Consider the following 13,476-nt stretch of genomic DNA (forward strand, 5'->3'; position numbering starts at 1 on the left):
ATAGACATTTTTACCCAATCAGCATTCAGAATTGAGACCAATCGCAACATGGACCCACAATACGTCCCCGGAGACATCGAAGCCCGCGCTCAACAGTATTGGCAGCAAAACGACAGCTTTGCCGTCAGCGCCGACCCCAGCCGGGAGAAGTACTACTGCCTGTCAATGTTCCCCTACCCCAGCGGCAAGTTGCACATGGGCCACGTCCGCAACTACAGCATCGGTGATGTGATCTCCCGCTACCAGCGCATGCTGGGTAAAAATGTCCTGCAGCCCATGGGCTGGGATGCCTTTGGCCTGCCTGCCGAAAACGCCGCCGTCAAAAACAACAGCGCGCCAGCCGCCTGGACCAGCGAGAATATCGATTACATGCGGGGCCAATTAAAGCGTCTCGGTTTTGGCTACGACTGGAATCGTGAGCTGGCCACCTGCAAGCCCGACTACTACCGCTGGGAACAGTGGTTCTTCACCCGCCTGTACGAAAAAGGCTTGGTGTACAAAAAAACCTCGGCCGTAAACTGGTGCCCCCACGACGAAACTGTGTTGGCCAACGAGCAGGTCATTGACGGGGGCTGTTGGCGCTGTGACACCCCGGTTCAACGCAAAGAAATCCCCCAGTGGTTTATCAAAATCACCGACTATGCCGAGCAGCTGCTTGACGATCTGGACAGTCTCGAGGGTTGGCCAGAGCAGGTCAAAACCATGCAGCGCAACTGGATCGGCCGCTCACAGGGCGTGCAGATGCGCTTTGACCTGGCCGAGGGCGTTGCCGAGCACGATCACTTTGAGGTCTATACCACCCGCCCCGATACCCTGTTGGGCGTGACCTATGTCAGCCTGGCGGCGGAGCACCCCATAAGTTTGCAACTGGCTAAGAATAACGCCGAGCTGGCAGCCTTCATCGACGAGTGTCGCAACAGCTCCGTGGCCGAAGCCGATATGGCCACCATGGAAAAACGCGGCATGGCTGCAGGCGTGGACGCAATTCACCCCTTAACCGGCGAGCGTGTGCCGGTATGGATCGCCAACTATGTACTGATGGACTACGGCACCGGCGCGGTGATGGCGGTCCCCGCCCACGATCAGCGCGACTACGAGTTTGCCCAGAAATATCAGCTGACTATCAAACAGGTGATCGCCCCCGCCAACGGCGAGGACATCGACCTGGACAGCGAAGCCTTCACCGAGAAGGGCAAGCTGGTTAACGCCGAGGGAGAGTTTGCCACCTTCAACGGTCTGGACTTTGAAAGCGCCTTTGATGCCATCGCTAACGCTCTGGTCGAGCGCGACAAAGGCCGGGTCACCACCAATTACCGACTGCGGGATTGGGGCGTATCCCGTCAGCGCTACTGGGGCGCGCCAATTCCTATCTTCAACCTGCCCGAGGGCGGCGAGATTCCAGTGCCGGCCGACAAACTGCCTATCCTGTTGCCGGAAGACGTGCAGATGGACGGCGTACAGTCTCCGATCAAGGCCGATCCCGAGTGGCGCAAAGACGCGCTAAACGGCGAGGCCGTTGAGCGGGAGACCGACACCTTCGATACCTTTATGGAATCGAGCTGGTACTACGCCCGCTTCACCTGTCCCGACTTTGATCAAGGTATGCTGGACCCGGAGCAGGCCAACTACTGGCTGCCAGTGGATCAATACGTTGGCGGCATCGAGCACGCCATACTGCACCTGTTATATGCTCGTTTCTTCCACAAACTGATGCGGGACGAAGGGCTACTCAACTCCGACGAGCCTTTTAAACAACTGCTTTGTCAGGGCATGGTGCTGAAAGATGGCGCCAAGATGTCCAAATCCAAGGGCAATACCGTCGACCCGCAGGCGATGATCGACCAGTACGGCGCCGATACCGTGCGACTGTTTATTATGTTCGCCGCCCCGCCAGAGCAGAGCCTGGAGTGGTCGGACAGCGCTGTGGAAGGCTCTCACCGTTTTCTCAAGCGCCTGTGGAAGCTGGTGGCGACTCACTTGGACGCCGGCACGCCGCCGGCACTGGATGTTAGCCAACTCAATGACGCACAAAAAGAATTGCGCCGCAAAACCCACGAGACCATTGCCAAAGTCAGCGACGACTTCGGCCGTCGGCTGACCTTCAACACCGCTATCGCCGCAGTCATGGAGTTGATCAACGACGTCTCCCGTTTCGAGCGCCAAGGCGAGCAGTGCCTGGCGGTAGAGCGCGAGGCCATCGAAGCCGCTGTGCGACTGCTAGGCCCTATCGTGCCGCATATCAGCCACGAACTGTGGCAGCAGCTGGGCCACAGTGAGCCGCTCATCGACAGCGCCTGGCCAGAAGCCGACGAGCAGGCGATGGTGCGGGATTCTATAGAGATGGTGGTACAGGTTAACGGCAAGGTGCGGGCAAAAATCAATGTCGCCGCCGATGCCGACGCCGATAGCATCAAAGCTACCGCTAAGGGTCACGCCAATGTGCAGAAATTTATCGACGGCCTGACCATTCGCAAAGAAATCGTCGTGCCCAATAAATTGGTGAATATCGTTGCAAACTAAGTGGCTCGCCATCGCATTCGCACTGCTGACACTGGCTCTCAGTGGCTGCGGCTTCGCCCTGCGCGGCAGTAGCTATGGTGTAGCGGCCCATTACCAGCCACTGTATATCGCCGCTGACCGTGAAAGTCAGATCCTGAGCCAAGCATTGCAGCGGCAGCTGGAAATTAATGGCGTAGATACTACCCAGCGCAGGACTAAGGCCAAGCTGATTGTGGAAGTGACATTACTGCGCAAGGAACGCCGCAGTATCGCTTTGGATCGCGAAGCCCGGGACGCTGAATACGCCCTGTTTGAGCGAGCCCGCTTGGCACTGCGCAGTCCGGACGGCAAGTTCAAGCGCGGCCCCATCACTCTGGAGCAGCGGCGGATTATCGTCAACGACCCCGACAACCCGGTGGGTGAACAGACGGAGACCGATATTGTCCGCGCCGAAATGCGTGAACAGCTGGGTGTGCGACTGGCCCAGCAGGTGGAATACTGGACCCGGGATAACGGCGAGGCCCACTGATGCGCCTTCGGCCTGATCAATTGGACAGCCATCTCAGCAAGACCCTGCTGCCAGCCTACCTCATCACTGGTGACGAATTGCTGCTGTGCCAGGAGGCCGCCGATCAAATCCGCAGCGCCTGTCGCCAGGCGGGTATCCTTGAGAGAGATGTTCTTGAGGTCGACCGCCACTTCGACTGGTCGCAACTCTTGGACGCCGGGCAATCCCTGTCGCTGTTTGGCGATCGCAAGCTTATTGAGCTACGCCTGGGCAGTGGCAAAATGGACCAAAAGTCATCGGCAGCCCTGCAGGACTACCTGGGCCACGCCGATGGCAGCAATATATTGCTAGTCAGCTGTGGCCGACTGGACAAACGTAGCATGAACGCCAAATGGGTAAAGGCGCTTGAGGAGCACGGCGCCGTCCTGCAAATTTGGCCGGTGGAACGCCGCCAACTGGGCCAGTGGATTGGCCAGCGCCTTAATGCCGCAGGATTAAACGCGGATCGCGAAGCCGCTGAGCTTCTTGCCGACCGGGTCGAGGGCAACCTGCTGGCCGCCGATCAGGAAATTCAAAAACTTAAAGTGTTGATGGGCGAGCGCGCCATCGACGCCGAGACAGTGGCCGCCGCTGTCACCAGCAGCGCCCGTTACGACGTTTTTAAACTGATCGACACAGCCCTGAGTGGCAACACTCCTCAAACTCTGCGAATACTGCAAAGCCTGATGGCAGAAGGCAGCGAGCAAATCGCCATGCTGGGGGCCGTCAGTGCCGAGCTGCGTAAACTCTACAACTGCGCCGAGCAGCTGGCCAACGGCCACGGTATTGATCGGGTTCTGGATGGCGCAAGGGTATGGGACAAAAAGAAAGCGCTTTATAAACAAGCGCTGAAACGACTCAAGCGTCGGCAGCTAGCCGAGTTACTGCAACTGGCCGCTCGCAGCGACAGCGCCCTGAAGGGGCAAAGCGACGACGATGGCGAGCAGCTTATGCAACAGCTGGTGACACGACTTAGTGGCGCCGACCTGCTACCCGCTTGATACTGTTGTTATTCACCCGGCAGTCTTTCAAGACGCTGCCTGACCACACCCTCCAAACTGGTCAAGCCCCACTCTCGACCTTGCTGCAATGCCTCTTCCGGATCACTGCCCGCCAAGCCAGCTCGCAACGCAATCAAGGCGCCCACCCGGTTACCACTGGCGCAGTGCAACAGCACCGGTTCATCACCGATCTCAGCCAGCAGGGCATCAAGACGCGTCGCGTTCTCCACGGTCACACCGGCAGCTCCGGCCACGGGAATGTGGTGGTAGGTCATACCGTCAGCTCGCCCCTTGCCCTCAATTCCGCCAGCCACCTCACCAGGAGTGCGCAAATTAATAATATGGCGTACGCCCTGCTCCTTCAGAGCCTTGAGATCATCTGAGCTGGGTTGGCCACCAGCATAGCGGTTGTGTTCCACCTGACGATATGAGGCGCCATCCGCATACGCCAAGGGGCACAGTGACATCACTAGTAGTAATAAGGCCCCAAGCCTGGAAGATATAGCCCCAAGCCTCACAGGCATGGCCCCTAACCGACGAAAAGACACAATCATTAGTTTCCACTCCACTATGCATCGGGCCGATGAGTCACGACTCTGCAATCCGGCCTGTACTCTAACACTGACTTACGATAGTCGCAGTTTTTCGGTTTTACCGTATAGCACAGCGGCAAACAACAGGACAGACTCAACAGCACATGGAATTCATGGGGCTTTGAGCAATGTTTTTATCAGAAGAAGTACACAATTTTATGGAGCCCATGGTCGAGGAGGAATTCTCGAACCGGGGCATCGCCCAGCAATACGACAATGACTATGTACAGGATTTATTCTGCCTGACCCTCAATGCCCTGCCACCGCGGTACTTGCGGCACGCACTGGACGTAAGGATGAATATGACAGCCGGAGACCGGGAGCGTCTATCCCAGGATATCGGCCATGCCATTGAGCAGGGTCATGCCATTTTGCGCCAGGGGCGCCGCACTGCCGCCCGCCTGTAAATCAGGCGGCACACCCTGTTTTTTGATAAGACTTTGAGATAGAGGTAATCAGGCGGTTTTCGCAGACGGTCTCATAGCGGCATAGAGTTCCGTTATCCGCCCAGCTATTTTGGTCAAAGGAAGCACTTCTCCAGCCGCCCCAAGTTTTGCTGCTGCACCGGGCATCCCCCACACTACCGAGCTTGCCTCGTCCTGAACCAGGGTCGCAGCTCCGGCATTGCGCATTGCCAGCATACCTTCCGCACCATCCTTGCCCATGCCTGTCAGCATAACGCCGATGGCATTTTTTCCGACCTGTTGGGCCACAGAGTGCATCAACACGTCTACAGAAGGTCTGTGGCGATTGACGGGCTCCGCGTCGCTAAGCTTGCAGTAATAGCGCGCGCCGTCCCGCCGCAAACTTAGATGTTGATCACCCGGAGCGATATAGACGTGACCATGCATCACCCGTTGATCGTGACGGGCCTCACACACTTCCATTTGACTAACCCCATTCATGCGAGCAGCAAATGGCCCACTAAACATGCCCGGAATATGCTGAACGATAACGATACCGGGGGTATCTGCGGGGAGGTTTTCCAACACTTCTCGTATTGCTTCAGTGCCGCCGGTCGAGGCGCCGATCGCGATAACTTGATCGGTGGTTTTAAAACTGAGTTGTTCACCGCCGGTTTGGACCACCGGTTTGCGAGAGGTAATTGCCTTAGCTTGTGCATCGCTCAATTGCGCGACTTGCGCGACACTGGCTGTTTTCACTTTCTCGATAATTTGCTCGGCGTAGTCCTTTAGCTTCTCGGCGATGTCGATCTCGGGCTTGCTTATAAAGTCGACCGCTCCGAGCTCCAGCGCTTCCAAAGTCACGCTGGCCCCTTGCTGGGTCAACGACGATATCATCACTACCGGCATGGGTCTTAAGCGCATCAGGTTGCGCAAAAACTGCAGCCCATCCATTTTGGGCATCTCTACGTCCAGGGTAAGGACATCTGGATTGAGCTGCTTAATTTTCTGACGAGCGATGTAGGGATCAGACGCCACGCCAACAACTTCAATATCCGGATCCGAGTTTAGAATCTCGCTCAGTACATGTCGCATTAATACTGAATCGTCGACCACTAGCACACGTATCCGTCTATTTTGTTCAGGCATGATTTACCTCTATCATTTCCCTACACCTATTCTCCCCTGGGAGCGCTTAGAATTCCTCCCACTCGTCAGTGCCGTGGTCATTTCCACCTGCCGCTTTTTTACGGGGCGCGGGAGCTGGAGCCTGCCGTGAAGGTACTGCGCGCAGGGATTGTTCTTTGCCCTGCGAAGCCGCGTGTTGAGACTCCGGTTCATTGACCGCATCATCACCCGTTTTGAAGAATGTCATCCGTTCGGTCAGGCCTTTCGACAAGGTATCCATCGACTGGCTGGCCGCGGCAGCTTGTTCGACCAGTGCTGCATTTTCCTGCGTGACCTTATCCATCTCGGACACCGCTTTGTTTACCTGCTCGATACCAGATGCCTGCTCCTGACTGGCCAGGGCGATCTCGGCAATGATATCGGACACTTTCTTCACGCCGGCGACAATTTCCTCTAGCGTGCTGCCAGACTCGTCAATCAGACGCGATCCCTCTTCAACTTTTTCCTGACTATCGTTGATAAGGGTTTTGATCTCTTTCGCAGCTTCTGCACTACGCTGGGCCAGGTTACGAACTTCCGAGGCCACCACGGCGAAGCCGCGGCCCTGTTCGCCTGCTCTGGCTGCCTCAACGGCTGCATTAAGTGCCAGCAAATTGGTTTGGAAGGCGATTTCGTCTATCACACCGATAATGTCAGAGATGCGTTTCGAAGATGCGTTGATTTCCCGCATCGCACTGACCGCTCGACCGACAACATCACCGCCTTTCTCTGCCTGGCCCCGGGCACTGGAAGCAAGATTGTTTGCCTGGGCCGCATTTTCGGCATTTTGTTTAACAGTAGCCGTGAACTCCTCAACGCTGGACGCGGTTTCTTCCAGAGATGCAGCTTGTGCTTCAGTCCGGTTAGAGAGGTCCAGGTTTCCTTGGGCAATTTCTGAGGCGGAGTTACGAATCCCTGTTGCGGCCTCACGAATTTGTATGACCATCTCTCTCAGATTATCGACAGAGCGATTGACATCGTCCTGCATAGAAGCGAACTGCCCCTGGTATTGCCCCGCCATACTTTGCAACAGGTCACCGTCAGAGAGCGCACTCATAACCCGTGAGCTTTCGGCAAGTGGCTCGGCAATGGCGTCCATTAGCTGATTCAATCCTGCAGCGAGACGCTTCAAGAACCCTACCGTTGCATCTGCGTCGATACGGCTCTCGAGCTGGCCGCCTATCGCCGAGTTCACCAGTTCCTGAATCTGCTGTTCCGCATTATTTTGCTCTGCAACAATGGCATCCATCAAACCGTTGATAGAGATGCCTAATCGCTGCATAAAGCCCTCGTAGCGATCGGCATTCAAGCGGCGGTCGAGCTCGCCGCTGGCAGCGGCCTCGATCAAACCGGCAATTTGACGCTCGGCGTCTTTCTGCTCGGTAATATCCTTCCACTCAACCATGTTGCCCATGTAATTGCCCTTGGCATCGAGCACTGCCGTTGCGTTGACCTCAAATTCCAAGTCGGCAATTTTTATCTCCGCCTTGGCCGGCAATGCGGCTACGTTACTGAGCAAACCGCGCTGGTGAGCAGGATGCTTGTGGAACTGATCGATGGATTGTCCAACAAGGTTGTCGGCACTGAATCCTGGGAATCGCTCCCGCAGTACCTCCTCGCGGTTCTTTAGCATCTCAACCACTGATGGATTGGCGTAGGTAATATTGAGATCGGCATCACACATCATCAGGTTAGCTTCAGCGCCATCGACAGCTGCCTGCAAGCGAGAGACTTCAATCTCTTTAGCACGAACTGCGGTCACATCCAGCCATTCCAGTGTATTGCCGACGTAGTTGCCCTTTGCATCGATTTGGGCTGTGACATTGATATTGAAGGTCAGCTCACCGACATGGATATCGGCACTGTGAGGTAGGTTAGCTGGGTCCGCCAGCATCGCCCGCTGGTGCGCTGGATTTTTGTGGAATATGTCAATGCAGGTACCGACAATCTCATCCGGATTAAACGACGGATAGACCGACTGCAATGCCTCCCGATGACCTCCAAGCAGGGCCTTGGTAGCTTCATTTACATAGGTAACATTGAAGTCACGATCAATCATCATGATCGCGGTCATCGCGCTATCTACTGCCGTCTGCAGGCGCGCTACATTAGTCTCGTGCTTGCGTTGTTCAGTGACATCCAGCCACTCCAAGGTATTACCAATATACTCGCCTTGATCGTCGACCTGGGCTGTGACGTTGATATTAAAGGTTAATGGGCCAACATGAATATCGGCAGAGTGAGGCAAATTGGCAGGGTCGGCCAGCAATCCGCGCTGGTGTTCCGGCTTGGCATGGAAGAAGTCTATACAAGTACCGACAATGCTGTCGGCATCAAACTCGGGATAAATCGATTGAAGGTCGGCTTCATGTTTTTTCAACAGGGTCTGCGTGGCCTCATTCGCATAAGTAACGACCAAGTCCCTGTCCACCATCATGATGGCCGTCATCGCGCCGCCAACGGCAGTACGCCAGCGGGCCAGTTCTTTCTCCATCTCTTTCATCTTAGTGCTGGCGGGCGACGCCTTGGCAGTCTGACGGGTCGCACGAGGCTTGGATGCTGTCGAGGTGCTGCGTTTTGTAGTCATGAGAATCTCCAACTAAGGTCATTCAAGGGCTTCGCCCTCAACAGGGTTTGAGTCATACCCTTTCGTAGATTGTTCTACCGATAAGTTTAAAGTCGTTGGTCACTCCTGCTAAGTTCTCAGAATGGCCAATGACCATTTTTCCGCCGGGTTTTAACACCCGAGCAAATTGTTTAAACAACTGCGCCTGAACCGACTTATCAAAGTAGATAATGACGTTCCGGCAAAAAATAATGTCGAACGGACCCTTCATCGGCCAGGAATGCAAAAGGTTGAGCTGACGAAACTCAATCAATGACGACAACTCCGGTTTTACTTTAACCATTCCCTGGTTTGCGCCCCGCCCTTTCATAAACCAGGTCTTTTTTATCCGCTCATCGACGCCATTGAGGCGCTCCAGGCTGTAGACTCCCTTTGAGGCAGTTTCAACCATCTTGCGATCTAGATCGGAAGCCAGAATTTTGATATCCCAGTTTCTGCACTCCGGTACACGGTCCAGCAGGGTAACTGCCATGGAATAAGGCTCTTCACCGCTGGAACAGCCGGCTGACCAAATACGGATGCGTTTATTGGTTTTTCCGAGATGGGCTACTTCCTGTGCCAGGAAGTCAAAGTGATGGGACTCTCGAAAGAAGCTGGTGAAATTGGTGGTTATCGCGCTGATAAAATCCTGCAGCTCATCTGAGTCGGACTCCCCCAGAAGCTGGATGTAATCTTCAAATCGGGAAAGCCCCAAGGCTCTCAGGCGCTTGGAGAATCGACTATAGGCAAGCTGTTTCTTCTCGTCACTGAGTGAGATACCAGTGTGTTCAAAAACAAGATCACGAAGCTGAGCAAAATTCGCGGAGGAGAAATCAAAGTTCAACCCGGAACCGCTCGGTGTCTGGACAGCTTCGCCCATAATTCGCCTGCATCAATTTTGTGATAGGGATAACAGTACACCATAGTGATATTTCGCTAAGAATAAGGAATGTCACTTACCAATAAGTACTTATCTGACAATCCTTACAAGACACAATAACAAAGGCCAACACATTGGTTGGCCCTAGATCGCAAAACTTACACTTATAAAAATTAGGTCTTAAAACTCAAAAGTGAGCTGACCATCGCCGTACTTTGGAATGGAGATTTTAAAGGCGATACTTTGAGAGGGAGATAATGCCGAGCGCGCTTCGGCAACAGCATCTCCCACAACCGTAGTATCCAGCCGGATATGCAGAGAGGTATCAGACATAATTAAACGTGAACAGATATTCATTACCTCGTAGAAGTTTTCCAAAATAGTTTTGGAAAAATCCCCATCGGCAATCATATCTTCTGCTCCGCCTTTAGGCATCATCGACAACGCAGCACCTGAGTATGCAAGGAACGCCGCATCGCAGACACAGAGTGCTACTAGTGCGTCTTCGTCGCTGACATATTTCGCCGCTGCCGAAGCGGAAATTGATGCAGAATCCACAGACGCGACCTCAGTTCCATCGCCAAACAGCATCTCTAGCATTTTTTCTACCGCATCTGCCGTGGGTTTAACCAGCTGACTCATGGCTGACTCCTACATAATCGCGCCAAGCACTTTCTCGAATGACTCAACTGAGAACGGCTTAGATATAAGAAATTTAGCGCCACCTTCTGTCGCCTTTGCGCGCATATCTGCAGTGGCTTCCGTGGTAATGAAACCAAACTTGGTTTTTATACCTTCTTCATTAAGCGCCTCGAGCAACTCAATCCCCGTCATATTAGGCATGTTCCAATCGGCCAATACCAAATCAGGTACAGCCTTCTTTATCGCCTCCAAAGCCACAGCGCCATCCTCAGCCTGCTCTATATCGTTGCCGCCGAATCCGGCTTGGCGCAACGTTCTAACGATCATGTTTCGCATGGCGGCACTGTCATCGACTACCAGGATATTCATCTTAACTCCTAACGCGGACATTATGGGTAATAGACTATGTTGGCTAGTTGATCACAGCCTATCTATTTCACCCATAAGTGATGCTACCTATTGAGTAAAACCCTTGACGAGTGGGATTCTTAAGCTCCGGTTTGGTGTAACCCGACACCATAGAATTTACTCCTCTCAAATGAGGTACAGGTGGCTATGAATGCTCACAATCTGGTTAGCCAAACCCAGTCTTTGATTTCCTTTCCCAGTGTCGCGATTCGCGTAAACGAACTTCTCGCAAACGACGACGTTTCCCTGAACGATGTCGCCGCAACAATAGAGACGGATCCAGCGTTGACCGCGGGCCTGCTGAGACTGTCTAACAGTGCGGCACTGGGGGGCACGCAGGAAATAAATAGTGTCGCCAAGGCTATCACCCGAATTGGGCTTCGCCAGATCAACGAATTGGTTATGAGTATTGATACAGCCCGCTCTTTTAACGGGCTTAACAATACTTTAATCACAGTCCACGACTTCTGGCGTCACAGTTTATTCTGTGCGGTTATCGCCAGAAAACTCGCCAGCCTCAGCAAGATAAAGCGTCGCGACGCAGCATTTACTGCAGGCTTGCTCCACGATATCGGGCAATTACTGATGTTCAACCAGTTGGGCAAGCAGTGCGCCGAATGCCTATCCCAATCTCTTGATGACAACGATGGTTTAGTTGTGCATTCCATTGAAACGGAAAAGCTTGGTTTCAACCACTGCGATGTCGGCCGCGAACTCGCTACACAATGGGGCTTACCCGAGGCGTTGATCGACTGCATAGCTCACCACCACGATCCCCAAAACGCGGAAGTTGACCCGGACTTGGTGGCAGCCGTTCATTTAGCCAATAGTCTGGCGGTAATGGCCGAGCTCGAAACTTGCGAGGAGGATAATGCACCACCCACAAACGACGGCGCCTGGGATCAACTTAAACTGAGTCGGGATATTATTCCTGAATTGGTTTCACTCGCTCAACAAGAGGTGGACGAGCTGCTAGCAGTATTCACAGGAAACTAACTCATCGAGAATGGCGGCTACACGTCAGGGACTTTTTCGGATCACCGGGAAAATACAGCTAAAATACCAGTACGGTTTATCATTGATAGACCCGACCACTCTCTACTTATCTATACTAATCGCTACTAATCTCTATTACTCTCCTCTACCACCTACTACCCTCTTCTTCCGATATATCCTGGTCTTCGCCTTAGGAACTACCCGGTGTGATGAACTAGGACCACCCACTATGCTTTCTAATCGAATAGCTCAATATCGTTACCAGGGGCCTCATCGGCAAGTACTCTTGAGTAGGCCTGCTCTTCCTGGGCAATACTGGTGTCGTGCAGGGAGCGCAAGCGCTTAACCAACACCCGACCAGAGGTTGGAAAGTAGTTTACTTTACGAGAAAATTCTCGACCCAAATCCGAAGCTTCGACCTCGAGACCCTCTGTTTCCAGAAAGCGCGTGACGAAATCGATATTCTTCTGACCGACATCCGTCATACCTCGCATTATCTTACCGCCCCCGAAAAGCTTAATCTCCAGATTTTCCCGACGGCCACCCAATTTAAGAATATCGTTAATGAGGTGCTCCATTGCGTACGCACCATAGCGCGTAGCCATACCGTCTAAGGTCAAATCTCCGGCGGGTAACATAAAGTGGTTCATACCACCGATACGGAGTTTTCGATCGCGGATACAGGCGGCGATACAGGACCCCAACACTGTTGAGATCATCTCTGTTTCACAGTCTGTAACATAGTATTGTCCCGGGAGTACTCGTGCAGCATGTACGCCGTGATGGCCGTCCCAATGCTTCTGAATATCCGGCGATCCCTCATGCCGAGTAGCGGTGCTAGCAAGAGCCACTTCAGTCATCCTCAAGCTGGGATTGGGATACGTTGCCATTCAGGCATTGGGTCAGGGAGCGATGAGTTTCATGCTCAGCTTCACAAGTGTAATGTGCTCGCAATTCCTCCAAACAGCGACTATTTTGCTGAGCGGAGAGCGGAAGTGAACATGCGCTGTTTACGATGGAATCGGCGACGTGGGTAATGCGCTGGCTGTGCGCATCAAAAAACTGAAGTTGCTGCACCAAATCGCCCGCAGATGATTTAAGGGAGTCAATCAATTCCCGGTCGTCAGGGTAGCGTCTCTCCAGTTCCTCAAAACCCATCAATAAAGCGATTAAGGATTCTAGTGATTTGGCTATATGCTCTTCACCATCGGCTAATGCCGAATTTAGTTGCGCAGCTAGTACCTCGCGCAAATCCGGCAGGGCATTGCCATTTTGTTGATCGTCGAAGAGCCGCGCTCGATTCACTTAACTTAACCTTCATATACAAGAAAACGTTCCAGGTCCAACCTAGACGCCACATCCGTGAATCCGTCTTCTGCACCTAGCAGATGCACTTCCACGCCTGCTGCCTTCGCATACTTGGCGTAATAGGCCAACACTTGCAAAAATGCTGTGTCGGTTCTACTTAAGCCATTGGCTAGCAATTCAACCGTCTTTGCTGCCGTTATATCCAACTCGGCCAACTGCTGGTATATATCCGCCGCGGCAGCGACTGTTCCGTCAGATCCCAAATCCAGAGTTACCTGCCCCTCCTTGGCATCAGTACTGGCTTCGACCGTATCATTGTCTTCGCCCAGCAGGACCACGAATTCGCCATTGTCTGCCTCACTAGGAGATGACTGTTCAGCCTCTTCACCCAGCAGAACCACAAACTCATCTTGCGCCATTACTACT

The 13,476-nt window shown here is 53.5% G+C and carries 14 protein-coding genes; 5 read left to right on the forward strand and 9 right to left on the reverse strand.

Features of this window, described 5'->3' with window-relative positions; all coding sequences use genetic code 11:
• The first annotated feature begins 48 nt into the window (after positions 1–48).
• From leuS to holA, 3 genes are read left to right on the forward strand one after another with little or no spacing between them, the layout of a single operon-like run.
• Positions 49–2,520: a leucine--tRNA ligase gene (gene leuS / locus I6N98_RS15770; protein WP_198569278.1), complete on the forward strand. Its 2,472-nt coding sequence runs from the start codon at positions 49–51 to the stop codon at positions 2,518–2,520.
• Positions 2,510–3,028 carry an LPS-assembly lipoprotein LptE gene (locus tag I6N98_RS15775; RefSeq protein ID WP_198569279.1) on the forward strand — a complete coding sequence of 173 codons (519 nt, stop codon included), beginning with the start codon at positions 2,510–2,512 and terminating at the stop codon, positions 3,026–3,028. Before leuS ends, I6N98_RS15775 begins: the two co-directional genes overlap by 11 nt.
• Positions 3,028–4,047: a DNA polymerase III subunit delta gene (holA, locus tag I6N98_RS15780; RefSeq protein ID WP_198569280.1), complete on the forward strand. Its 1,020-nt coding sequence runs from the start codon at positions 3,028–3,030 to the stop codon at positions 4,045–4,047. The genes I6N98_RS15775 and holA overlap by 1 nt, the downstream gene beginning before the upstream one ends.
• Positions 4,048–4,055: 8 nt before the next feature.
• On the opposite strand, the gene I6N98_RS15785 is transcribed toward holA, so the two are convergent.
• Entirely contained in the window at positions 4,056–4,514 is a 459-nt protein-coding gene (locus tag I6N98_RS15785) for a protein tyrosine phosphatase family protein (RefSeq protein WP_232787727.1), read from the reverse strand.
• Positions 4,515–4,768: 254 nt separating this feature from the next.
• Here I6N98_RS15785 and I6N98_RS15790 point away from each other — a divergent pair, with 254 nt between their 5' ends.
• The gene (locus I6N98_RS15790) at positions 4,769–5,047 is read left to right on the forward strand and encodes a late competence development ComFB family protein (RefSeq protein WP_198569282.1); all 279 of its coding nucleotides are present in this window, start codon (positions 4,769–4,771) and stop codon (positions 5,045–5,047) included.
• Positions 5,048–5,095: 48 nt separating this feature from the next.
• Here the strand turns inward: I6N98_RS15790 and I6N98_RS15795 are convergent, their stop codons facing one another.
• The 5 genes from I6N98_RS15795 to I6N98_RS15815 all read right to left on the reverse strand — a co-directional run bounded on the left by I6N98_RS15795 (position 5,096) and on the right by I6N98_RS15815 (position 10,707).
• Positions 5,096–6,193, reverse strand: a complete 1,098-nt coding sequence (locus tag I6N98_RS15795) for a protein-glutamate methylesterase/protein-glutamine glutaminase (RefSeq protein ID WP_198569283.1) — start codon at positions 6,191–6,193, stop codon at positions 5,096–5,098.
• Positions 6,194–6,239: 46 nt separating this feature from the next.
• Complete coding sequence (locus I6N98_RS18705) at positions 6,240–8,798, reverse strand: methyl-accepting chemotaxis protein (RefSeq protein ID WP_198569284.1); 2,559 nt, start codon at positions 8,796–8,798, stop codon at positions 6,240–6,242.
• A gap of 52 nt (positions 8,799–8,850) precedes the next feature.
• Complete coding sequence (locus I6N98_RS15805; RefSeq protein WP_198569285.1) at positions 8,851–9,696, reverse strand: CheR family methyltransferase; 846 nt, start codon at positions 9,694–9,696, stop codon at positions 8,851–8,853.
• Between the two features lie 180 nt (positions 9,697–9,876).
• Positions 9,877–10,338 (reverse strand): hypothetical protein, encoded by a 462-nt coding sequence (locus tag I6N98_RS15810; protein ID WP_198569286.1) that lies wholly within the window; start codon positions 10,336–10,338, stop codon positions 9,877–9,879.
• A gap of 9 nt (positions 10,339–10,347) precedes the next feature.
• Positions 10,348–10,707 (reverse strand): response regulator, encoded by a 360-nt coding sequence (locus I6N98_RS15815; RefSeq protein ID WP_198569287.1) that lies wholly within the window; start codon positions 10,705–10,707, stop codon positions 10,348–10,350.
• Between the two features lie 186 nt (positions 10,708–10,893).
• Between I6N98_RS15815 and I6N98_RS15820 the strand changes: the two genes are divergently transcribed.
• Positions 10,894–11,742: an HDOD domain-containing protein gene (locus I6N98_RS15820; RefSeq protein ID WP_198569288.1), complete on the forward strand. Its 849-nt coding sequence runs from the start codon at positions 10,894–10,896 to the stop codon at positions 11,740–11,742.
• A gap of 236 nt (positions 11,743–11,978) precedes the next feature.
• On the opposite strand, the gene cheD is transcribed toward I6N98_RS15820, so the two are convergent.
• From cheD to I6N98_RS15835, 3 genes are read right to left on the reverse strand one after another with little or no spacing between them, the layout of a single operon-like run.
• Complete coding sequence (cheD, locus tag I6N98_RS15825; protein WP_337924598.1) at positions 11,979–12,632, reverse strand: chemoreceptor glutamine deamidase CheD; 654 nt, start codon at positions 12,630–12,632, stop codon at positions 11,979–11,981.
• Entirely contained in the window at positions 12,595–13,047 is a 453-nt protein-coding gene (locus tag I6N98_RS15830; protein ID WP_198569290.1) for a hypothetical protein, read from the reverse strand. Before I6N98_RS15830 ends, cheD begins: the two co-directional genes overlap by 38 nt.
• A 5-nt stretch (positions 13,048–13,052) precedes the next feature.
• The gene (locus I6N98_RS15835; RefSeq protein WP_198569291.1) at positions 13,053–13,469 is read right to left on the reverse strand and encodes an STAS domain-containing protein; all 417 of its coding nucleotides are present in this window, start codon (positions 13,467–13,469) and stop codon (positions 13,053–13,055) included.
• Between the last annotated feature and the right edge of the window lie 7 nt (positions 13,470–13,476).

The organism is Spongiibacter nanhainus, assembly GCF_016132545.1.
GTDB classification, from domain to species: Bacteria; Pseudomonadota; Gammaproteobacteria; order Pseudomonadales; family Spongiibacteraceae; genus Spongiibacter; species Spongiibacter nanhainus.

Bases quoted from the DNA above. Each gene is read 5' to 3' on its own strand.
- leuS (WP_198569278.1), top strand. From the start codon at position 49: ATGGACCCACAATACGTCCCCGGAGACATCGAAGCCCGCGCTCAACAG.
- holA (WP_198569280.1), top strand. From the start codon at position 3,028: ATGCGCCTTCGGCCTGATCAATTGGACAGCCATCTCAGCAAGACCCTG.
- I6N98_RS15785 (WP_232787727.1), bottom strand. From the start codon at position 4,514: ATGTCACTGTGCCCCTTGGCGTATGCGGATGGCGCCTCATATCGTCAG.
- I6N98_RS15790 (WP_198569282.1), top strand. From the start codon at position 4,769: ATGTTTTTATCAGAAGAAGTACACAATTTTATGGAGCCCATGGTCGAG.
- I6N98_RS15795 (WP_198569283.1), bottom strand. From the start codon at position 6,193: ATGCCTGAACAAAATAGACGGATACGTGTGCTAGTGGTCGACGATTCA.
- I6N98_RS18705 (WP_198569284.1), bottom strand. From the start codon at position 8,798: ATGACTACAAAACGCAGCACCTCGACAGCATCCAAGCCTCGTGCGACC.
- I6N98_RS15805 (WP_198569285.1), bottom strand. From the start codon at position 9,696: ATGGGCGAAGCTGTCCAGACACCGAGCGGTTCCGGGTTGAACTTTGAT.
- I6N98_RS15810 (WP_198569286.1), bottom strand. From the start codon at position 10,338: ATGAGTCAGCTGGTTAAACCCACGGCAGATGCGGTAGAAAAAATGCTA.
- I6N98_RS15815 (WP_198569287.1), bottom strand. From the start codon at position 10,707: ATGAATATCCTGGTAGTCGATGACAGTGCCGCCATGCGAAACATGATC.
- I6N98_RS15820 (WP_198569288.1), top strand. From the start codon at position 10,894: ATGAATGCTCACAATCTGGTTAGCCAAACCCAGTCTTTGATTTCCTTT.
- cheD (WP_337924598.1), bottom strand. From the start codon at position 12,632: ATGGCAACGTATCCCAATCCCAGCTTGAGGATGACTGAAGTGGCTCTT.
- I6N98_RS15835 (WP_198569291.1), bottom strand. From the start codon at position 13,469: ATGGCGCAAGATGAGTTTGTGGTTCTGCTGGGTGAAGAGGCTGAACAG.